Consider the following 21,625-nt stretch of genomic DNA (forward strand, 5'->3'; position numbering starts at 1 on the left):
CCAGCTCCACCCCGGGCCGGTCCGCGACACCCCGTCGCGGACCGGCCCCGTTCGCTATGCGGCGGCGTGCGGCTCGCGCTGGCCGCCCACGCCCAGCCGGGCCCGGATCGCCGCCACCAGCTCGCCCACGTCGTCGCGCAGCAGGCTGTAGTGGTCGGCGTCGAGGTCGACGAAGGCGGGCGGGCTGGCGGAGTAGCCGCTGCTGCCCTCGATGAAGGAGTAGTCGTCGCCGCGGGCGCGGAAGACCGTGACCGGCGCCTCGACCCGGCGCTGGGCCAGCTCGTGGAAGGTGTAGCGGAAGTCGAACGTCCGCTGCACGATCCGGGCGATGCGGCGCACCACGTCGGCGTCGAGGTCGGGGAAGCGGGCGGCGATGAACGCCACGAAGCCGTCCTCGTCGGACACCGCGGCCAGGCAGGCGTCCAGCACCGGGCCGCTGATCGTCCCGGCGAAGACCGAGAACAGCACCGCCAGGTACGCCGGGTCGCCGTAGCCCCCGCCTGCGGGCTCGGCGCGCACCTTCGGCGAGCCCGGCGCGATCAGGTACAGGTTCTCCACCCGCTGGCCCGCCTGCTCCAGCTGGTAGGCCGCCTCGAAGGCGACCCGGGCGCCGAAGGAGTAGCCCCACAGCGTGTAGGGGCCCTCCGGCTGCCGCTCGCGGATCATCCGCACGTCCTCGGCAGCCATCTCCGCGATCGTGGCGTGCACGTCCTCGCCGGGGTTGACGCCGTGCGCCTGCACGCCGTAGACGGGCCGGTCGAGGTCGACCGAGCGGGCCAGCGCGCGCAGGTTCATCGGGTAGCCGCCGAGGCCGGGCCAGCAGAAGACGGGGGCGCCAGCGCCCTCGGCCAGCAGCGGCACCAGCCGCGACTGGGCCGCCGCCGCGCCGCCGAGCCTGCGCGCCAGGCGCTCGATGGTCGGCGACTCGAACACCGCCTGCAGCGGCAGCGCGCTGCCGAACTCCTTGTTCAGCTGGTTGACCAGCCGCACCGCGACCAGCGAGTTGCCGCCGGACTCGAAGAAGTCGTCGAGCACCGAGGCCGTCTCCAGCCGCATGACCTTCTTCCACAGCGCGCAGACCCGCCGCTCCACGCTGGTCCGCGGCGCGACGAACGGCCGGTCGCGGCTGTCCACCGCGGTCTTGTCGGAGGTGGCCAGCGCCTGCACGTCGATCTTGCCGTTGGCGGTCAGCGGGAGCTGGTCGAAGACCACGACCTTGTTGGGGATCATGTAGTCCGGCAGCAGGCTGACCAGGTCGTCCTTGATCATCTCCGCCGGGCCCTTCATGTGCACGACGTCCTCGCGCATCCCCCGGTCGAGGGCCTGCTCGTCGCTGATGCGCCCGCCGACGACGAAGTAGCACGGCCCCGGCGCGGTCCCGGACTCGGCGAGGATGCTCCAGATCCGCTTGGCCGCGGGCAGGTCGTAGCCGGTCTTGGAGCTGTACCCGGAGGACATGAAGCCCAGGTTCAGCTCGTTCATCTGCAACCGCTGCAACGCCCGGCCGAGGTCGAGGTAGCCCAGCCACTCCCGCTCCGTCCGGCTCAGGATCGTGATCCCGATGCTCGACCGGTCGTACACGTGCTGGTTGATGGCGATGACGTGCCGCTTGCGGACCAGCTCGTCGGATAATCGCACCAGCTCCCCGCCCGCGTAGCGGTACTGGCCCGCGGGCAGGTCGGCGACCTTGCCCGGGTGCGCCTGGACGTAGAACTCCAGGTCGTCGTCCGGGCGGGCCTGGTCGAAGGGGACGAACTCGAAGGAGCCGAGGTAGTAGTCCTCCGGCGCGCAGTCCAGGTTGGCCTTGACGGCGGGGGAGTGCTCCCGCTCGCGCAGCGTCAGCCCGAAGCGGGGCAGGTACTCCTCGAACAGGCCGACCATGTGGCCCGCCTCGATCTCCAGCACCTCTTGGATGTTGTTCTGGTACACCCGCTCGATCGCCCGCCGCTTGCCCAGGAAGTGCACGCGGACGTAGGGCTCGGCGGCCCCGGCCGTCTCGGTGATCAGCACCAGCTGGTGCAGGCCGGGGTGGTAGTAGTAATAGCCCGGCCGCAGGTCCCCGATCCCGTTGACCTCCACGTAGAGCTGCGTCGCGTAGAGCGAGCCGGGGGAGGCGTAGGCGTACTTGGGCAGCAGCCGCTCGGTGCTGCCGCAGTTGCCGAAGCTGCGCATGACCTCGCCGAACTCCGCGTAGGTCAGCTCGGCCACCGCGCGCGAGCCGATCCCGGCCGGGCGCCTGCCCAGCAGCGCGACGATGTCGTCGCGGGTGACCGGGCCGCCCTCGAAGAACCGGTAGGTCTTGCGCAGGAACACCCACTTGCGCTGCAGCGCGTTGGGCATCCGGCCGGGCAGCTCGACCACCTCCCGGCCCGCGAGCTCGTGCGGCTCGCGCAGGCCCGGGTTGGACAGCTGGGTGCGCACCGCCAGCTTGTCCTCCTTGGACTGGTGGTGCGCGCCGTGGTTGCCCTGGTCCATCAGGGCGGCTTCCTTCGGGTTCAGCTCGATGCAGGCGATCAGGTTCTGGAACCCGGTGCGCTGGTCGGGCCGGACCACCACGGCGGCGTTCTTCACCCAGTCGTGCTCCTGGATCGCCAACCGGATCTCGTCCAGCTCGACCCGGAAGCCGCGCAGCTTGACCTGGTTGTCGCGCCTGCCGATGAACTGGGCGGTGCCGTCGAGGTTCCAGCTGGCCAGGTCGCCGGTGCGGAACCAGCGGCGCGGGGCGGAGCCGGGCAGGGCCAGCTCGACGAACCGCTCGGCGGTCAGGTCCGGGCGGTGCAGGTAGCCGCGGGCGAGCTGGATCCCGCCGATGTGCAGCTCGCCGACCTCGCCGGGGCCGACCGGCCTGCCGTCGGCGTCGAGGATGGCGTAGGTGGTGCCGTGCACCGGCTTGCCGATCGGGATGGAGTGCGGGCCCTCGCGCACCGCGGCGGGGTCGACGGTGTGCGCCGAGGAGTTGATGGTGCACTCGGTCGGGCCGTAGAGGTTGATCAGATCGCACCAGGGCAGCGTGGTCACGCACTGCTCCGCCAGCGCCCGCGACAGCGCCTCGCCGCCGCTGAAGACCTGGGTGAGCGAGCGGCACTCGGCCATCTCCTCGGTGTCGAGCAGCGCCTGCAGCAGCGTCGGCACGCACTGCAGGGTGGTCACGCCGTGCTCGCGGATGGTCTCGATCAGCCGCTCGGGGTCGCGGTAGACGCCCGGGTCGCCCATCACGACCGTCGCCCCGCATGCCGGGGCCAGGATCTCCCACTGGGCGGCGTCGAAGCTCATCGGCGTCTTCTGCAGCACGACCGCGCCGGGGCCGATGCCCTGCTCGGCGCGCAGCCAGCCCAGCTGGCTGACCACGCTGCGGTGCTCGATCATCACCCCCTTCGGCTTGCCGGTGCTGCCGGAGGTGTAGATGACGTAGGCCAGCTCGCGCGGGTCGGGCACGACGGCGGCGGGCTCGGCGACGTCGGCGGCGGTCACCACGGTGGTGCCCGCCGGGGCCAGCTGGGCCACCCGGCCCGCCAGCTCCTCCTGGGTGAAGACGACCCGCACCCGGGCGTCGTCGACCATGTAGCGCAGCCGGTCCTCCGGGTACTCCGGGGACAGCGGCAGGTAGGCAGCGCCCGCCAGCAGCACGCCCCAGGCGCCCACCAGCAGGTCGACCGACGGTTCGACGAACAGCCCCACCCGGTCGTCGCCGCCGACGCCGAGCTCCCGCAGCCGCCCGGCCACCGCGGCGGCGCGCTCCTGCAGCCCGCGGAAGTCCAGCGCGCGCTGCCCGTGCACCACCGCGACGGCGTCCGGCCGCAGTCGGACCTGCTCGGCCAGCAGCTCGGGCAGCGTCGCGGGCCCGTCGTGGGGGTCGCCTGCGGGGTCGTCGAGCTCACGAGGTTCCATGCGAGGTCCTTTGTGCGGCCGGGGCGGCGGGGGAGCGCTCTTCCGGCGATCTTTGTCTTCCGCGCCGGGCGGCTCAACTCCGCACGTGCGGGCGAGATCGCACGTCCAGAGTGGTCGGTGCGGCGGTTCCGGCGCAGGATGGGCCGAAGATCGTCGGAGCTGGTCGGCGGAATTCCACTTAGGATTTCCGAGGGCGGGAATTGACCGCGGGGAGGGCGAGTTGGTGTCCTAAGTGGTGTGTTAGTGCCCGTTCACCGCGGCGCTTCCCGCGTCGCGTGATCCCTTTCGCCCGAGCCGGGTTGGTGGGATCGTGTCGATGTGTCGTCGTTCGGTAGCGCACCGTCGAAGAGAAGCACTTTGGAAGATGCGGCGTTACCCCGGATGGACGAAGATTGCCCTGACCTCCCATTACCTAGTGCTTGAATTGGAAGGGGGCCCATGCCCATGGGCAAGGTAACGTCGGCTGACGGCACCAAAATCGCGTACGAGCGCGTCGGTGAGGGTCCGGCGATCGTGGTCGTGGACGGCATGTTCCTCTACCGCGCCATCGACCCGTGGACCCCGCAGTTCGCCGGTCTGCTCGCCGACCGCTACAGCGTGTACTACTACGAGCGCCGGGGCCGCGGCGAGAGCGGCGACTCGGACTCCTACGAGATGGCGCGCGAGATCGAGGACCTGGCCGCGGTGATCGAGGCCGCCGGTGGCGAGGCGTACGTGGTGGGCATGTCCTCCGGCGGTGTCCTCGCCGTCGAGGCGACCGCCGCTGGCCTGCCGGTCAAGAAGCTGGCCGTCTACGAGCCGCCGCTGGTGGTCGACGACAGCCGCACCCCGGTTCCGGACGACTACCTGTCGGAGATCCGCACCATCGTCGCCGAGGGCCGCAAGGGCGACGCGATCGGCTTCGCGGGCGTCAAGGCCGTCGGCTTCCCCGAGGAGGCCGCCGCGATGATGCGCGAGCAGCCGTTCTTCCCGGCGATGGAGGCCATCGGCCACACCACCGCCTACGACGCGGAGATCATGGACGGCCTCATGTTCGGCAAGCCGGTCCCGGCCGACCGCCGCGACCGCTGGTCCAAGATCAACGTCCCGACCCTGGTCGCCTTCGGCGGCGCCAGCGAGCAGTGGATGCACTCCGGCGCCAAGGCCGTCGCCGAAATCATCCCGAACGCCAAGCTCCAGGGCCTGAAGGACCAGACCCACGAAATCGCCGCCGAGGTCCTCGCGGCCACCGTCACCGAGCACTTCACCGACTGACGACCGCACCCCCAGCGGCACTCGGGCCGGTTCCCCCACGGGAACCGGCCCGAGTCGCGTCTGAACCCGAAGAACCGCACCCCGCCCCCACCTGCACTCACCCCCGCCCGCCCCACCACCCCCAGCCACCCACGCCCGCACCCGCACCCCCCACGCCCGCACCTGCATCCCCCACACGCCCGCCCACCCCCCACCCGCCCATTGGCTTTCCCCGGCCCGCTCACCCGCGTCCACCGCCAGCCGCGCCCGCTCACCCGCTCACCCGCTCGCCCGCTCACCCGCGTTCACCCCCGCCCAGTCGCGCTCGCTCACCCGCGTCCACCCCCACTCAGTCGCGCTCGCTCACCCGCCTCCATCCCCACTCAGTCGCGCTCGCTCGCCAGCGTTCGCCCCGTACTCATGCCCGTGCCCGCTCGCCCACGGTCACCCCGTCCCCCGCCTGCACTCACGCCCGTGCCCGCTCGCCCACGGTCACCCCGTCCCCCCGCCTGCACTCACGCCCGCGCCTGCTCGCCCACGGTCACCCGTACCCTGTCTGCACTCACGCCCGCGCCCCTCACCCGCGGGCACCCCGCACCGCTGACCCGCGTCCACCCTGCGCCTGCTCACCTGCGTTCGACGCGCCCCCCACCTGTACTCCCGCCCGCCCGCGCTCGCCCGCGTGCATCCCGCACCCGCCTGCACTCACTCCCACCGCTCACCCGAGGTCCCCCACCCCCGTCCACCCGCTCACCCGCGTCCAACCCCGCCCTGCGCACCCGTGGTCACCCTGCACCCGCCTGCACTCAAGCCCGCACGCGCTCACCTGCATTCACTCCGCACCGCTCACCGGCCACCCGTTCCCCCACTCGCCCGCTCACGCCCCGCGCCCGCTCGCCCGCGTTCACCGCACACCCACCTACCTCCCGCCCGCGCCCGCTCACCCGCGTCCACCCCGCACCTGCTCACCTGCGTTCGCCGCGCACCCGCCCACCGCGCACCCGCCTGCACTCCCGATCGTGCCCGCTCACCTGCGTTCACCCGGCACCCACCCGCACTCCCGCCCGTACGCGCTCACCCGCTTCACCCCCGCGCCCCCCACCCGCGTTCGCCCCGTACGCTCCCGCTCGATCCTCGCCCCGCCGATCCTCGCCCCGCTTGTTCCCACCCCTCCGCTGGCCCGCGCCCTTCCGCCGTCGCTCTCGCTGCCGGTCGCGCTCGCCCCTCGTGCCTGCCCTCCCCACGCATGCTCGGCCTCGCTCTCGCCCGGGCCTGCCCCCACGTCCTCGCCCTCGCTCCCGTTTCCACGCTCACCCCCCGCGCCTGCCTCCCCACGCAGGCCCAACCTCGCCCCGGCCGCCCCGCTCCCACACACGACTCTCCACACAAACGGGGACGGGAGCGGCACGCAGAGTGCGCCGCTCCCGTCCCCGTTACCCGTCCGGGTGAACCTCAGGCCACAGGGGACACCGAGTCCGTCCGCTTGTCGTCCTCATCGGTCGCCTCGACAGCAGCGGCCTCGGGAGCCTCAGCAGGCTCCTCAGCAGCAGCGGCGCCCGTCGCGGGCTCGTGGCGGAGGGCGACCAGCGCCAGCAGCGCCATCACCACCGCCAAACCAGCGCTGATCCACGTCGACGTGTTCAGCGCCGTCGCGAAGGACTCGCGGGCGGCGGTGAGGACGTCGGCGCCGAGCTGGCCGCCCAGCTGGGTGGCGACGTTGGTCGCGCCGGCGATGCTCTCCGACGCGGTGGCCGCCGCGTCGGCGGGCAGGCCGGACGGGAGGTTGTCGGTCGCCTGGGCGGTGTAGACGGCGGTGCCGACGCTGCCCAGGACCGCGATGCCCAGGGCGATGCCCAGCTCACCGCTGGTCTCCGACACCGACGAGGCCGACCCGGCCTTCTCCGGCGGCGCGCTGCCCAGCACCAGCCCGGTGGTCAGCGCCGACATCGGGCCGACGCCCAGGTTGGCCACGACCAGGCCGATGACCACCAGCGTCAGCCCGCCGGTCGCCTCGACCTGGCTGATCAGCGCGTACCCGAGCGCGGTCAGGGTCAGGCCGCCCGCGATGACGTAGGCCGGGCGGATGGTCTTGGTCAGCATCGGCGCGGCCATGACGCCGAAGATCGTGCCGACCGTGGCCGGGAGCAGCCACAGGCCCGCGCTCAGCGGCGAGAGGCCCTCGACGGTCTGCAGGTACAGCGTGATCAGCAGGAAGCTGCCCGCCACCAAGCCGCCGAGGATGAAGATGCCCAGCGCGGCGCTGAAGGCGCGGTTGCGGAACAGGGTGACGTCCAGCAGCGGGCTGGTCAGCCTGCGCTGGCGCAGCACGAACACCACGCCGAAGACGATGCCGACGATGCCCGCCAGCACGGTCGTGGTCGCCCAGCCGCTGCGGGCCAGCTCCTTGAGGCTGTAGACGAACGGCAGCAGCGCCAGCAGCGACAGCAGGACGCTGACCGGGTCGAGCTTGCCCGCCTCGGGGTCGCGGTGCTCGGGCAGGTAGATCGGGCCCGCGATCAGCAGCAGCGCCATCACCGGCACGCCCAGCAGGAACGCGGTGCCCCAGGAGAACGCCTGCAGCAGCGCGCCGCCGACCACCGGGCCGACCGCCAGGCCGCCCATGAAGCAGCTCATCCACACGCCGATAGCGACGCCCATCTGCTTGGGGTCGCGGAACATGTTGGTGATCAGCGCCAGCGTCGAGGGCATCAGCGTCGCGCCCGCGACACCCATCAGGGCCCGGGCGATGATCAGCATCTCCGGGCTGGTGGAGTAGGCGGCGAGCACGGAGGCGCCCGCGAAGGCGACCGCGCCGATCAGCATCAGCTTGCGGCGGCCGATGCGGTCGCCGAGGGTGCCCATCGTGACCAGGAAGCCCGCGATCATGAAGCCGTAGATGTCGGTGATCCACAGCTGCTCGGTGCTGGTCGCGCCCAGTTCGGCGCTCAGGTGCGGCAGCGCCAGGTAGAGCACGCTCATGTCCAGCGCCAGCAGCAGGGTCGGCAGCGCCAGCACGGCGAGGCCGAGCCACTCCCGCCGGGTGGCCAGCACGGAGGGCTCGCCTCCGGTGTTGGTGTCCATTGTGGGAAATCCCTTCAGCAGGCTCGAGGACGGAACCGGGCGTTCGAGCTGGCCCTGGGGCGGGCCGCAGGGCCTGGCCGGAATCGCGGCGGACCGGTTCCGGCACAATTGTGGGACTCCATCGTTTCCCATTCCGGGACGGGCGACATCTTCCATCGTGCTCTGCCCGCGCACGCCGCCGCGCTCGGCATTTGCAGAGGTGCGGCAGCCCGTCTGCCGGTCGCAGGATCTACGCGAATCACGCGATGCCCAAAGCCCGACAGCCGTGTGGCGGACAAGCGTGGCAGGTGCCTGGATACCCGGGCCACGAGCAGGCAGAGGAGAAAGACCTTGTCCGTGACGTCCCACTTAGTCGACGACCCGTCGACGACCAACCGCCGACGTGACCTCCCGGCGCTGACCGGCATGCGGTTCATCGCCGCCCTGATGGTGTTCCTCAGCCACGTCGTCTTCCCGCTGACGCCGGCCAACCTGATGCCCGCGACGCCGTTCGCCGACGACGCGCTCAACATGGCGCTGGTCGACATCTTCTACCCGGCCGCCGACATCGGCGTGTCGTTCTTCTTCCTGGTCAGCGGCTTCGTCATCTTCTGGTCGACCCGGCCGGGGGAGCGCGTGACCGCCTACTGGCGGCGCAGGCTGGTGAAGGTCTTCCCGAACCACATCGTCACCTGGGGCCTGGCGATGCTGCTGTTCGCCGCGGCGTTCACCCCGGCCCTGGGCATCCCGAGCCTGCTGCTGGTCAACGCCTGGGTGATGGACCCCAACCTGTGGGGCGGGGCCAACAACCTGAGCTGGTCGCTGAACGCCGAGCTGCTGTTCTACCTGCTGTTCCCGTTCCTGGCGATCCCGGTCCGCAAGATCCCCGAGCGCAAGCTGTGGCTGGCCGGTGGCGTCGTGGTGGCCCTGATGGCGCTCGCGGGCGCGATCGTCATGCTGGCCGTGCCCAGCGAGCCCGCGATGTACGGCGACACGATCTCGCTGACCCAGTTCTGGCTGCTCGGCCTGTTCCCGCCCATGCGCCTGTTCGAGTTCGTGGTCGGCATGATCGTGGCCCGCATCGTCCTGGCGGGGCGGTGGCCGCGGATGAACATCCCGGTGATCCTCGTGCTGTTCCTGGCGGGGTACGTGGTGACCATGCTGGCGCCCACGCAGTACAAGCTGTACCCGGCGCTGATCCCGCTGGCGCTGCTGGTCGGCTCGTACGCCGCGGTCAACCTCCAGGGCAAGCGCACGCTGCTGGGCAGCAAGCCGATGGTGTGGCTGGGCAACGTGTCCTTCGGCGTCTACATGAGCCAGTTCCTGGTGCTCTACGTCCTGCGCGGGGCGATCTTCGGCGACGCGGAGTTCGGGGTGTTCGGCGGCATCATGCTGATCCTCGGGCTGCTGGCGGTCAACGTGCTCTGCGGCTGGATCCTGTTCACCTGCGTCGAGCGCCCGGCCATGCGGCGCTGGGCCCGCTCGCGCAAGCCCGCCCCGGTGCCGCCGGTGGCGCAGGCCAAGGAGGGCGACGACGACAAGCCGCTGCAGGCCGCGGCCTGAGGTCGGACGCCAACAGGCCCGCCGAGTTCATCTCGGCGGGCCTGTTCGCATGTGCCGGGGGATCAGTCCTTGGTGGCCATGATGAGGTACTCGTGGGCCTTGTTGGACACCATCGCGTCCTCGCCGGTGATCTTGCGGTCGTGCAGGTGGATGCGCTCGTCGCCCAGGGTCAGGTGCTTGCCGAGCACGGCGGCGGCGTCCCAGGCCAGCGGCACGAACTTGCCCGCGATGCGCCGGTTCTGCACGCAGATCACCGCGTGCGCGCCGCTGCGCATGGTGCGGGCGATGGCCGCGAACGCCTCGTCGAGGGCGGCCAGGTAGACGTCGTACTCGCGCAGGGCGTAGAACTGGCCGTCGGTGGCGGACTCCTGGTCGAGGTTCGTGCCGAAGTACGGCAGGTCGCACAGCACCAGGTCGACCACGCCGTCGGGCACGGGCGGCTTGCGGGCGTCGCCGCAGAGCATGATCTGGCCGGGGTAGCGGCCCTCCAGCCGCTTGGCCGCCTCGGCGGCGCGCTCGGCGTTGACCTCCAGGCCGATCCCGCGGCGGCCCTCGACGGAGGCGGCGACCAGCGTGGTGCCCCAACCGGCGAACGGGTCGAAGACGAGGTCGTCGGGCTTGCTCAGCTCCTGGATCAGCGGCCGCATCTGGCGGACCAGCCCGGCCTGGCCTGCCGCGGCGGGCAATTCGTGTTCGGGGTCGTCACCCGCCGAGCTGTTGAGGACAAGCCAGCTCTGCACGCCCATACGGTTCACCTCAATCAGTTTTCCGTTGACCGATGGAGCATATCCGCGCGTGCTCGGCCGGACATTCGTCGAGGATGCTGTCTTCGGAGCCGCCGGAATGGGTCGGGCATGCTGCGAGAATCGCGCCCCCGCGCCGGTTGCGATGATGGTGCGGGAATCCGCGACAAAGGGGTGGGCATGCGGTTCGTGTTCTCGACGGTCGGCCTGCCCGGTCATTTCTTCCCGCTGGTCCCGCTGGCCTGGGCGGTGCGCGCGGCAGGCCACGAGGTGCTGGTGATGGCGCCGGACGACTTCGTGCCCACCGTGGTGCGCGCCGGGCTGCCCGCCGCGCCGGTCGGCGACGCCGTGGCCCTGTCCGCGGCGGGCGAGGCCCACGGCGAGCCGGGCTCGCGGCGGGGCACCCTCGGGCGCGCGTTCGCCCGCATGGCCAGGCGGGTGCTGCCGGGGACGCAGACCATCGTCAACGCCTGGCAGCCGGACCTGGTCGTCAGCGAGCGCGCCGAGTACGCCTGCCGGGTCGCCGCCGCGGCCGCGGGCGTGCCGCACGCGGAGCTGCACTGGGGCGTCGCGCCGCTGCGCGGCTACCAGAGCGCCGCCACCGCCGAGCTGCGCGCGGAGCTGACCGCGCTGGGCCTGGCCGGGCTGCCCGAGCCCGCGATGGTGATCAACCCGTGGCCGCCGAGCCTGCGCCTGGGCTACGCGGCCGCCCACCACGGCGTGCGCAACGTCAACTACAACGGCGACGCCCGCGTCCCGGACTGGGTGTGGCAGCCCAGGACCCGCCCGCGCATCTGCGTCACGCTGGGCACCGTCCTGCCGAAGCTGGGGGCCCGCAGGCTGCGCGAGGTCGTCGTCCCCATGCTGGAGGACCTGTCCCGGCTGGACGTCGACCTGGCCGTGGCGATGGACCCCGCCGTCACCGAGGGCTGGCCGACCCTGCCCGACGCGGTGCGCCACCTCGGCCGCATGCCGCTGTCGCAGGTCCTGGGCGCCTGCGACGTCGTGGTCCACCACGGCGGCCACGGCACCTCGCTGACCGCCTTCCACACCGGCTGCCCCCAACTGGTCCTCCCCGAACTCGACGACCAGTTCGACAACGCCGACGCCGTGGTCCGCTCCGGCGCAGGCCTGCGCCTGCTCCCCGCCGACGCGACCCCAGCCGCGGTCACCGCAGGCTGCGCCGAACTCCTCTCCACCCCGCGCTTCGCCACCGCGGCCGCGGCCGTCGCCGCCGAGATCGCCGCCCAACCCCCGCTGGTCGACATCGTCACCGAACTCACCGCCGTAGCCGAACGCGGCACCGCCACCGCCGCCTGACCGCCCCTCGCACCCCTCCTCCGCCTCCGCCAACACCGCCGCCAGCGACCAAGCCCTAGCTCCCCACCACGCCCAAAGACCGGAGCGCACCCCGGTCCCCTCGGCGATCGGCGCGCGCGCAGCACGCTTGCGCGACCCCCGCCGCCTGAGCGCCACTCGCACCCGGTTCCGCCAACACCGCCGCTGGCGACCAAGCCCCTCGTCCCCGCAATGCCGAAGGGGACCGGAGCGCACTCCGGTCCCCTTCGGTGGTCCGCGCTAGCGCAGCACGCCGACGAACATGCCGCGGTCGGGCGACATGGCGGCGTCGCCCTGGAGGTAGGTGGTCTCGCAGCCCGCCTTCTCCAGGGCCGCGGTGTACTCCTCGCGGGTGAACAGGGTCATCCGCTGGACCGTGACGAAGTGGTCGATGCCGCGTTCGGTCGCCGAGAGGAAGTGCGCCTCCTGGCGGACCGAGCGGCCCTCCCGCCGCGAGTGCGACAGGCGGGCGACCGTGCGCACGTCGTCCCGCACCACCGAGTCGGAGATGTAGCCGTCGATGTAGGTCTCCGGGAAGTACCAGGGGTCGACCAGCAGGACGCCGCCCGGGGTGAGGTGGCCTGCCATGTTGGCGACAGCCTTGTCCAGCTCGTCGGTGGAGGTCATGTAGCTGGTGGAGCTGAACAGGCAGCACACCGCGTCGAAGCGGCCGTCGATGGCGAAGTCGCGCATGTCGCCGAGGTGGATCGGCACGTCCGGCAGCTTGGCCCTGGCCCGGTCGCACATCTGCGCCGACAGCTCGACGCCCTCGACCCGCTCGAACTCGGCCTGGAACGTCGCGAGGTGCTCGCCGGTGCCGCAGGCCACGTCCAGCAGGCTGGCGGCGTCGGGACGGGCGGCGCGCACGGCCTTGGCGACGGTGATCGCCTCGGCCGCGTAGTCGCGGGCGCGGCCCAGGTACACCAGGTCGTAGACCTCGCTCAGCTCCTGGCCGTAGACGTTGTCATCGGAACTCATCTGGCATCCTCTCGTCGGCGCGCTCGGTGAGCTGGAGCAGCGCGTAGCCTGCCAAGGTGGAGTTGTCCCGGATGCGGCCGTCGCGGATCATCCGCTCGAACTCCGCGCGGGAGAACCACTCGTGGCGCATGTCCTGCTCGGACGGCTCGCGGTCGGGCTCGCCCTGGACCAGGTCGGTCGCCAGGAACACGTCGAAGGACTGCGGGCTCGCCCCCTGCCAGCCGAACAGGTTGCCCAGGTGGCGCATCGACCCGGCGCGCAGGCCGGTCTCCTCGGCCAGCTCCTGGCGCGCGAGCTCCTCGGGCTCCCCGACGCCCCAGTTGGGGAAGCAGCCCTGCGGGAACTCCCAGTACCGCCCGGCGACCGGGTACCGGTACTGGTCGACCAGGTGGAAACCGCCGTTCTCCGCGGCGATCACCAGCGCGAAGTCGGGCCGGTCCACCACCGAGTAGATCCCGTGCGACCCGTCCTGCCGCACGATCCGGTCCTCCCGCAGCGCGAGCCACTCGTTGCGGTAGACCAACCGCGACGCGGTCCGCCGCACCGGCGCCACCCCGCCCGCGCCCTCGCCACCCTGCCCCATCGCCCACCCGCCGTCCGTCAGGGATTCCCAGCACGAGGTTAGCGGCCGATCCCGCCCCCAGAACCGCCTCGAACCGCAGTCGGCACGTCCGGAGAAGCTCTACTGTGGACGGCTAGACCGCCAGCAGGGCCTTGATGGCGCGCCGCTCATCCATCGCGCGGTAGCCCTCGGCCGCCTGGTCGAGCGGGAGGGTGAGGTCGAAGACCTTGCCCGGGTCGATCCGCCGGTCCCAGATGAGCTCGACCAGCTCGGGCAGGAACCGGCGCACGGGGGCGGGGCCGCCGTGCAGGTGGACCTGGGAGAAGAACAGCTCGTCGCCGGGCAGGCTGACGTCGTGGCTGACGCCGACGTACCCGACGTGCCCGCCCGGGCGGGTGCTGCGGATCGCCTGCGTCATCGACTCCTGGGTGCCGACGGCCTCGATCACCGAGTGCGCGCCGAGCCCACCGGTCAGCTCCTTGATCCGCGCGACCCCCGCGTCGCCGCGCTCGGTGACGATGTCGGTCGCGCCGTACTCCACCGCGAGCCGCTGCCGGGGCTCGTGCCTGCTCATCGCGATGATGCGGTCCGCGCCGAGCCGCTTGGCCGCGAGCACGCCGAGCAGCCCGACCGCCCCGTCCCCGACCACCGCGACCGTCTTGCCCGGCCGCACGTCCGCGGCGACCGCGGCGAACCACCCGGTCCCCAGCACGTCCGAGGCGGCCAGCAGGCCGGGGACCAGGTCGTCGGCGGGCGGCCCCGGGGTCGGCACCAGCGTGCCGTCGGCCAGCGGCACCCGCAGCAGCTCGGCCTGCGCCCCGAGCGCCCCCACCGGCTCCCGCCGCACGCACGCCGACTGGTACCCGGCCCGGCAGAGCTCGCAGGTGCCGTCCGAGGCGAAGAACGACCCGACCACGAACTGCCCCGGCCGCACCGCCCGCACCCCGTCCCCCACCTGCTCGACCACCCCCACGTACTCATGCCCCATCGGCGAGGGCCCGGCCACCGCCTCAACCCCCCGGTAGGGCCACAGGTCCGACCCGCAGACGCAGGTGGCGACCACCCGGATCACCGCATCCGTCGCCACCTCGACCCGCGGGTCCGCCCGCTCGTCCACCCGGACATCCCCGGGGGCGTGCATCACCACACCGCGCACCTGGCCACTCCTCCGCTGCCGACTCCCTCCCCGGGTGCCCGAACAGCCGGGGAGGTACACGTCCGCGTCGGCGGCGTCCCTCAGCGCACTGCCGCGCCCACCTCGGGGGCAGCCGAGCAGGAGACGACCGCCACGGCGTCGTGGCTGTGGATGCTCTCCAGGTTGACGACCAGCACCCGGTGGCCCAACCCGCGCCCGCGGCACTCGGCCGAGATCAGCCTGACCATGTCCTCGACGAACATCGGGTTCTCGTAGGCCAGCATCGTCAGCACCCGCTCGTCCGGGCGCTTCACCAGCGGGACCACCGGCGCCGAGCCGCTGCCGCGCAGGATGTCGACCGCAGCCGACACGGTCAGCGGGTACGGGTCGTCACCCGAGCCGTGGACCTGGAGGGAGACCTCGCTGCGCTGGTTGTGCGCTCCGTAGTCGGAGATCTGCTTCGAGCAGGGGCACAGGCTCGTGACCTCGGAGCGCACCGTGGTCGAGACCCGGCACGAGTCAACCGACCACGACCCCTCGACCGTGACGTCGTGCACGAGGTGCGACGGCTGCCCGGAGGCGGGAGCGGTGGTGGTCGTGCTGATCGGCAGCGTGGCGGAGATCTCGATCTCGGGGGCGTCGAGCAGGTCGGCGCCGGTCTTGAGGACCTGCGGCAGCTGCCGGGGGTCGAAGGTGGCGAGGTGCTCGTGCACCAAGGCGACCATCCGGCTCATGTGGGTGCCGCGGCGCTCCGCCTGCAGGCGCACGGTCACCGCCAGTTGCGCGATGGTCCGCTGGTTCAGGACGCCGTCGTCGAAGACGATCGGGTAGCGGAGCCCGCTGATCCCCACCCGGTCGATCTCGATGCCCCGGCCATCCACCTCGTTCTGCACGTCATGCACGGCTCCCACCTCGATAGGTGCAGCCCGACGTGCAGGTTTCGCGCACGGTCACGGCGGAGAGGGCAGGCAGCGACGGGTGCAGGCGGTCCCAGATCCACTGGGCGAGCACCTCGCTGGTCGGGTTGCCCAACCCATCGATCTCGTTGAGGTAGTAGTGGTCCAGTTGGGCGCGGATGGGTTCGAACGCCTGCTTCACGTCGCCGAAGTCCATGACCCAGCCGCGCTCGGCGTCAACCGGCCCGGTGACGTGGACGACCACGCGGTAGGAGTGCCCGTGCAAGCGGGCGCACTTGTGCCCGTCCGGGACGTTGGGCAGCCGGTGAGCGGCTTCGAAGGTGAACTCGCGGAAGATCTCGATCATGGAATCCCGAGCTGCTTGTGGGTTTGCAGGGACAGCGACCAGCGGGGGTTCTTCAAGCAGTGCTCGACCGCGGCCTGGGTGTTGGCGACGACGTTCTCGTCGTCCAACGGCTGCAACCGGAACGAGGTGAAGTCCAGGTGCTCGAACTGCGCTGGCTCCCCGCCGGGCTGGGGGTAGACGAGCTTGAGTTCGTCGCCGCTGGTGACGACCAGTTCCGCGCCGATCTTGGGGCTGACGCAGATCCAGTCGAGGCCCGGTGGCGGCGTCCTCGTCCCGTTGGTCTCGACGGCGACTTCGAACCCGCGCTCGTGGAGGGCGCGCACGGCCGCCTCGTCGAGTTGGAGCAGGGGTTCCCCGCCGGTGCAGACGACGAACCGGTGCTCCCGGTGATCCGACGGCCACGCGGCTTCGACGGCGGCGGCGAGGTCGTCCGCGGTGGCGAACCGGCCGCCCCCGACTCCGTCGGTGCCGACGAAATCGGTGTCGCAGAACTGGCAGATGGCCCGGTGCCGGTCCTTCTCCAGACCCGTCCAGAGGTTGCAGCGGGAGAACCGGCAGAAGACGGCTGGCCGTCCCGCGTGGCTGCCCTCGCCTTGTAGGGTGTAGACGATTTCCTTGATCAAGTAGGTCATGCGCGCTGGTACTCGATGGGGTCGGTGACGCCTGCTTCGGCGAAGCCCTTCAGGCGCAGCAGGCAGGTGTCGCACCGGCCGCAGGCCCGGCCCTGGTCGTCCGGGTCGTAGCAACTGGAGGTGAGGGAGTAGTCGACGCCCAGGCGCAGCCCCTCGCGGATGATATCGGCCTTGGTCATCGCGATGAGGGGGGACTGCAGCTTGAGCCGCGCGGTGCCCTCGACCCCGGCCCGGGTGGCGAGGTTGGCCATCGCCTCGTAGGCGCTCATGTACTCCGGCCTGCAGTCGGGGTAGCCGCTGTAGTCGACGGCCGTGACCCCGGTGAAGATGTCGGTGGCCCCGACGACCTCCGCGTACGCCAGCGCGAACGACAGGAAGATCGTGTTGCGCGCGGGGACGTAGGTCGTGGGGATGGTCTTCGCGTCGATGTCGTCCACCGAGTCGTGCTTGGGCACCGAGGCGTCCGAGGTGAGCGCCGAACCGCCGAAGATGCGCAGATCGATGTCGGCGATCTTGTGGTCGGCCGCGCCGAGCGCGCGGGCGACCCGCTCGGCCGCGGCCAGTTCCACCGAGTGCCGCTGGCCGTAGCGGAAGCTCAGGGCGTAAGGGGTGAAGCCCCGATCCCGGGCGATGGCGAGCACCGTCGTCGAGTCGAGGCCACCGCTGAGCAGTACGATCGCTGGTCGCGCCATCGCAAAGCCGCCTTCCAATTGACTGCATGATCTAGACGCAGCTTAACCCGGCAACTAGGGCGGAGAGTGACCGACACGGCGTAGCGAGTTGGTTGGTGAAGGAGAGTTGAATCGCGTGGTCCAACTATCGGTGGTAGTAACTTGCACGGAGCGTAAAGTTGCTCCGGCGCCACGCGATCTCCAAGTCAGGTCCCTGCCTGCGGGCACCGTGGCGAGCCGGGTTCGCTCGTGGCACGCACGCCTCACCTCGAACTCGGCGACCCTTCCCCTGGTCGACCTCTACCAGGGCGAGCATTGGGTGCAGGTGCTGAACCTGGTCGAAGCGGCTCGATCGGCGGGGTTCGAGCCCAGGCTGTGGGTGGCCTCGGCCGGTGTCGGCCTGCGACCCGCGGACGACGTGTTCCCCGCCTACGCCGCCACCTTCAGCCCCAGGCACGCCGACACGGTCGCCGAGGCGCCGACGGACCGCCGGTTGTGGTGGCGGGCGCTGGCCGGGCGGATGGGCAACCGCCGCCTGGCTGACCTGGCGGACGGCGGGCCGGTGCTCCTCGTGCTGTCCGGGGTCTACGCGAGCGTGCTCCACCACGAACTCGTCGAGTTGGGCAAGCGCGCCGCCGATGTGCTGCTCATCGGCGGGGACAGCGACATCGGCGGCATCCACCGCGTGCCCGCCAACGGCGCCCTCCGGGCCGCCCTGGGGGGGACGATGACCGGGTTGAACGCGCGGATGGCCAGTTCCTGGCTGGCCCACTGCCGCGGTGGCGCGCTGACCGACCCGAGCGCGGTCCAGGCGTGGAACCGGTGGGCTGCCGGTGCGGCCCGACCCGAGCGGTACGATCGGCGGCCGATGACGGACGCACAGGTCAAGGCGTTCATCCGCAGTTCGGTGCTGGCGAACCCGGGGTTCTCGCGGACCAAGCTGCACCGCCTGCTGCGCGACAGCGGCCTGGCCTGTGAGCAGAAGCGCTTCGCGGCGCTGTACACCGAGACCCTGGGGGAGCGATGATGATCAAACGCCGTGCCCTCAAGGTGTTGCAGCACCCCTCCATCGATCTCTACCTGTTCGCCTTGGCGGCCGAAGAGGTCTCCCAGGTCGCCGATGTGGCGCGGATCTCCCGGGACGCGGCGGGCAAGCTGATCGGCTACCAGCGGCCGGAGAAGCGGCAGCACGTCAAGCAGATCTTGGAGTACCTAGACGGGGATGACGTGCTCTTCCCCAACGGTCTCATCATGGCGCTGCCCTCGACCATCCGGTGGCGGGCCAGCACGGGCCCCTCGGTGTCGGACTCGCTGGCCACCGTCGGCACCATCGAGATCCCCATCGCGAGCTCGCCGGACGAGCCGCGGCCCGCGTGGATCGTCGACGGGCAGCAGCGCAGCGCCGCGCTCGCCCGCACCAGGAACACCCGGCTCCCGGTGATCGTCGCCGGGTTCGTCGCCGAGGACATCGCCACCCAGCGCGACCAGTTCCTCAGGGTGAACACCGTGTCACCGCTGCCGACCAACCTGGTGTCCGAGTTGCTGCCGGAGGTGTGGACGCCCCTCCCGGCGAAGCTCTCGGCGCGCAAACTCCCGTCCGCGCTGGTCGACATGCTCAACCACGACCACGACTCGCCCTTCCGGGGCCTGATCAAACGGGCGTCGACCGGTCCTGAGCAGCGGGGTAGCGCCGTGGTTGCGGACAACAGCCTGCTCGCGGCGATCGAGGAGTCGCTCAACTCCTCGGCCGGCGTCCTCTTCCTGCATCGAAACCTCTCGACGAGCACGATCGACACCACCGCCATCCGGAAGATCCTCATCTCCTACTGGACCGCGGTGCACCGGGCGTTCCCCGACGCCTGGGGTCTGCCCCCGGCCAAGAGCAGGCTTATGCACGGGGTGGGCATCCGCGCCATGGGCAGGCTGATGGACAAGATCATGGCCCACGTCGACAGCGAGGCGGAGGACCTGGTCGAGCGCATCCAGCAGGAGATCGGCCTGGTGGCCGAGCACTGCCGCTGGGCAGAGGGGCGGTGGGACGAGCTGAACATCGGGTGGAACGAGCTGCAGAACACCCCCCGCCACATCAGCGTCCTGTCCAACTTCCTCATCCGGGTGTACGTCAAATCGAGGTCGAGTGCGAAGTGAAGTTCTACTTTCCGGACAGCCAGGACCTGGTGAGCCCGACCTACGACTTCCTTCACGACGAGTACCTCCCGACTCGGGTGCGGCAACGCGACGACGTGTACGCCCATGAAGTGGTCCAACCAGCGCCCTATGACGGGATCCTGGTCAGCAAGGCGATAGTCGACGGCTCGGTCAAGGGGGCCGGGAAGTACGCCGCCCCGCAACGGGCGCGCCTGTACCGGTTGGGCGTGCGCGAGTTCTTCCGCTTGCCGAACGACATCGTCAGCCTCGGCGACTGCGGCGCCTTCAACTACGTCGAGGAGGAGTACCCGCCGTACACCGTCGAGGAAGTCATCGACTTCTACGACGAATGCGGGTTCGACGCAGGGGTCAGCATCGACCACGTCATCTTCGGGTACCTGCCCGAAGCGGGGGAGAAGGACGTCGACGAGGCGTGGGCCAAGCGCAGGCGCATCTCGCTGGACCTGGCCGAGAAGTTCCTCGCGGCGCTGGACGAGCGCGGCAGCACGCTCGAACCCGTTGGCGCAGCTCAGGGGTGGAGCCCGGCCAGCTACGCCGACAGCGTGGCCCGATTGCAGGAAATGGGGTACCGCAGGATCGCCCTGGGCGGGATGGTCCCGTTGAAGACCGCCGACATCCTCGCCTGCCTCGAAGCGATTTGGCCGCGGCTGCAGGAAGGAACCGAGCTCCACCTGCTCGGGATCAACCGGGTGGACAGCATGGAGCAGTTCGCCGAATACGGTGTGACGAGCTTCGACAGCACTTCTGTTTTCCGTCAAGCCTTCATGGACGACCGGAACAACTACCACACCGCGGAAGGCGCCTACACCGCGATCCGCGTGCCGCAGGTCGACGGAAACCCGGCCTTGAAGCGCCTGATCCTCTCCGGCGCGGTGTCCCAAGCCGAAGCCATGGCTGCGGAAAAGCAATGCCTGTCCCTCCTGCGCCACTTCGACGCCGGGCAGGCGACCCGCGCGGAGGTGTTGGCGGCGTTGGAGACCTACGAGGGTTTGGTTCTCGGCTCCAACTCCAAGAAGAAGAGCTACCTCCCGAACTACAGCAGGACCCTGGAAGCCGCACCGTGGCAATCGTGCCCCTGCGCCCTGTGCAGGCAGCACGGTGTCGAAATCGCGATCTTCCGGGGCACCGAGCGCAACAAACGCCGCGGCTTCCACAATCTCACGGTGCTCGAGGCTCGGATGCGGGGCCTGGAATGCCGGGCTCGCCGGTTATGATCGGGCCTCTCACCCAAGGAGCATGCGTGGCTGACCAGTACACCCTCCGCGTCCCGGCGCTGGAGGTCCGGCAAGGACGTCGGCGGATCTACTGCTTCGCAGTGGACGGGAAGAAGCTGCACAGCTTCGCCGCCGTCTCCCGGATCCGCCGGGGCGACGACGAGCAGCTGGCGGGATACCAGCGGCCCGAGGTGCTCAGCCACATCCGCGGCATCCGCCGCTACCTCGAATCAGACGGCGCGATGCTGCCGAACGCCATCGTCGTGGCCTTCGAGAAGAAGCGGGTCGAGTTCGTCCCGTCGCTGCTCACCGGGGAGACGGTCTCGTACTCGGTTCCCGGTGAGCTCGTGATCCCGATCGACGAGAGCCTCCCCGAGGACCGCAAGCCCGGTTGGCTGGTCGACGGGCAGCAGCGCACCGCGGCCATCCGCGACGCGGACATCGCGGAGTTCCCGGTCGCCGTGGTCGCTTTCATGGCTGACAGCGAGAAGGAGCAGCGGTCCCAGTTCATCCTGGTCAACTCGACCAAGGCGTTGCCCAAGGGGCTGATCCACGAGCTCCTGCCGGACACGACCGGTCACCTCCCGCCGTCGTACGTGCGCAGGCAGTTGCCCGCCCAGCTGATGACCCGGCTCAACGGCGACCGCAAGAGCCCCTTCTACCGGAAGATCGCCACGCCAACGGCGCCAGACGGGTACATCAAGGACAACAGCGTCCTGAAGATGGTCGAGCACAGCCTCTTTGAAGGCGCGCTCTACCAGTACCGCAACAGCAGCGACGGGTCGGGCGACGTCAAGCGGATGCTCACGCACCTGATCTCCTTCTGGTCGATGGTGCGCGACACGTTCCCCGATGAATGGGCCAAGCCGCCGCGCAGCTCGCGGTTGACCCACGGCGTCGGCATCCAGGCGCTCGGGTTCGTCATGGACGCCTTGACCGAGGGGGTGCCCGCGGAAGAGGTCGCGGTGCCGCGCCTGCTCAAGGCGATCGAGAGCCTCAAGCCGCACGTCGCGTGGACGTCCGGGACGTGGAACTTCGCAGGCGGCGAGGAGCGCAGGTGGAACAACCTGCAGAACACGCCGAACGATGTCCGGCAGTTGACCGCGCACCTGCTCCGCGTCCTCAAACGACCGAAGCGGTGACAGCCGCACGGGGATGAGACCCGCTAGCGCCTGC

At 70.9% G+C, this 21,625-nt stretch carries 17 protein-coding genes; 7 read left to right on the top strand and 10 right to left on the bottom strand.

Translation table 11 applies throughout. From position 1 onward, the window contains the following. Nucleotides 1–54: 54 nt before the first annotated feature. The gene (locus ACWEPX_RS09405; protein ID WP_451896632.1) at nt 55–3,888 is read right to left on the bottom strand and encodes an amino acid adenylation domain-containing protein; all 3,834 of its coding nucleotides are present in this window, start codon (nt 3,886–3,888) and stop codon (nt 55–57) included. A 444-nt stretch (nt 3,889–4,332) separates the two neighbouring features. On the opposite strand from ACWEPX_RS09405, the gene ACWEPX_RS09410 reads away from it, so the two are divergent. Further along, nucleotides 4,333–5,142: an alpha/beta fold hydrolase gene (locus ACWEPX_RS09410; protein ID WP_451896633.1), complete on the top strand. Its 810-nt coding sequence runs from the start codon at nt 4,333–4,335 to the stop codon at nt 5,140–5,142. A gap of 1,431 nt (nt 5,143–6,573) precedes the next feature. Here ACWEPX_RS09410 and ACWEPX_RS09415 read toward each other — a convergent pair. Beyond that, complete coding sequence (locus tag ACWEPX_RS09415; protein WP_451896634.1) at nt 6,574–8,202, bottom strand: MFS transporter; 1,629 nt, start codon at nt 8,200–8,202, stop codon at nt 6,574–6,576. Nucleotides 8,203–8,538: 336 nt separating this feature from the next. Between ACWEPX_RS09415 and ACWEPX_RS09420 the strand changes: the two genes are divergently transcribed. Next, the gene (locus tag ACWEPX_RS09420; RefSeq protein ID WP_451896635.1) at nt 8,539–9,744 is read left to right on the top strand and encodes an acyltransferase family protein; all 1,206 of its coding nucleotides are present in this window, start codon (nt 8,539–8,541) and stop codon (nt 9,742–9,744) included. A gap of 62 nt (nt 9,745–9,806) precedes the next feature. Here the strand turns inward: ACWEPX_RS09420 and ACWEPX_RS09425 are convergent, their stop codons facing one another. Then, nucleotides 9,807–10,490 (bottom strand): DNA methyltransferase, encoded by a 684-nt coding sequence (locus tag ACWEPX_RS09425; protein WP_451896882.1) that lies wholly within the window; start codon nt 10,488–10,490, stop codon nt 9,807–9,809. 177 nt (nt 10,491–10,667) lie between these two features. Here ACWEPX_RS09425 and ACWEPX_RS09430 point away from each other — a divergent pair, with 177 nt between their 5' ends. Beyond that, a complete protein-coding gene (locus ACWEPX_RS09430; RefSeq protein WP_451896636.1) occupies nt 10,668–11,807 on the top strand; it encodes a nucleotide disphospho-sugar-binding domain-containing protein in 1,140 nt (379 codons plus the stop codon). Nucleotides 11,808–12,065: 258 nt separating this feature from the next. On the opposite strand, the gene ACWEPX_RS09435 is transcribed toward ACWEPX_RS09430, so the two are convergent. From ACWEPX_RS09435 to queC, 7 genes are all read right to left on the bottom strand, one after another. Further along, a complete protein-coding gene (locus ACWEPX_RS09435) occupies nt 12,066–12,803 on the bottom strand; it encodes a class I SAM-dependent DNA methyltransferase (protein ID WP_451896637.1) in 738 nt (245 codons plus the stop codon). Further along, on the bottom strand, nt 12,790–13,386 hold the full coding sequence (locus tag ACWEPX_RS09440) for an NUDIX domain-containing protein (RefSeq protein ID WP_451896638.1): 597 nt from the start codon (nt 13,384–13,386) through the stop codon (nt 12,790–12,792). The genes ACWEPX_RS09435 and ACWEPX_RS09440 overlap by 14 nt, the downstream gene beginning before the upstream one ends. A gap of 112 nt (nt 13,387–13,498) precedes the next feature. Then, nucleotides 13,499–14,521, bottom strand: a complete 1,023-nt coding sequence (locus ACWEPX_RS09445; RefSeq protein ID WP_451896639.1) for a zinc-dependent alcohol dehydrogenase family protein — start codon at nt 14,519–14,521, stop codon at nt 13,499–13,501. An 80-nt stretch (nt 14,522–14,601) separates the two neighbouring features. Further along, nucleotides 14,602–15,402, bottom strand: a complete 801-nt coding sequence (locus ACWEPX_RS09450) for a GTP cyclohydrolase, FolE2/MptA family (protein WP_451896640.1) — start codon at nt 15,400–15,402, stop codon at nt 14,602–14,604. Continuing rightward, nucleotides 15,395–15,763, bottom strand: coding sequence for a 6-carboxytetrahydropterin synthase QueD (gene queD / locus ACWEPX_RS09455; protein WP_451896641.1), 369 nt, complete (start codon nt 15,761–15,763; stop codon nt 15,395–15,397). The genes ACWEPX_RS09450 and queD overlap by 8 nt, the downstream gene beginning before the upstream one ends. Next, a complete protein-coding gene (gene queE / locus ACWEPX_RS09460) occupies nt 15,760–16,395 on the bottom strand; it encodes a 7-carboxy-7-deazaguanine synthase (protein ID WP_451896642.1) in 636 nt (211 codons plus the stop codon). The genes queD and queE overlap by 4 nt, the downstream gene beginning before the upstream one ends. Next, nucleotides 16,392–17,087 (bottom strand): 7-cyano-7-deazaguanine synthase QueC, encoded by a 696-nt coding sequence (queC, locus tag ACWEPX_RS09465; protein ID WP_451896643.1) that lies wholly within the window; start codon nt 17,085–17,087, stop codon nt 16,392–16,394. The genes queE and queC overlap by 4 nt, the downstream gene beginning before the upstream one ends. A 298-nt stretch (nt 17,088–17,385) precedes the next feature. On the opposite strand from queC, the gene ACWEPX_RS09470 reads away from it, so the two are divergent. The 4 genes from ACWEPX_RS09470 to dbpB (ACWEPX_RS09485) are packed head-to-tail and all read left to right on the top strand — an operon-like array spanning nt 17,386 to nt 21,591. Further along, nucleotides 17,386–18,093: a hypothetical protein gene (locus ACWEPX_RS09470; protein WP_451896644.1), complete on the top strand. Its 708-nt coding sequence runs from the start codon at nt 17,386–17,388 to the stop codon at nt 18,091–18,093. Further along, on the top strand, nt 18,093–19,214 hold the full coding sequence (dbpB, locus tag ACWEPX_RS09475) for a DGQHR domain-containing protein DpdB (protein ID WP_451896645.1): 1,122 nt from the start codon (nt 18,093–18,095) through the stop codon (nt 19,212–19,214). Before ACWEPX_RS09470 ends, dbpB (ACWEPX_RS09475) begins: the two co-directional genes overlap by 1 nt. Continuing rightward, on the top strand, nt 19,211–20,449 hold the full coding sequence (gene dpdA, locus ACWEPX_RS09480) for a tRNA-guanine transglycosylase DpdA (protein WP_451896646.1): 1,239 nt from the start codon (nt 19,211–19,213) through the stop codon (nt 20,447–20,449). The genes dbpB (ACWEPX_RS09475) and dpdA overlap by 4 nt, the downstream gene beginning before the upstream one ends. 26 nt (nt 20,450–20,475) lie before the next feature. Further along, nucleotides 20,476–21,591 (top strand): DGQHR domain-containing protein DpdB, encoded by a 1,116-nt coding sequence (gene dbpB, locus ACWEPX_RS09485; RefSeq protein ID WP_451896647.1) that lies wholly within the window; start codon nt 20,476–20,478, stop codon nt 21,589–21,591. Nucleotides 21,592–21,625: the final 34 nt, after the last annotated feature.

The organism is Actinokineospora sp. NPDC004072 (genome assembly GCF_053604195.1).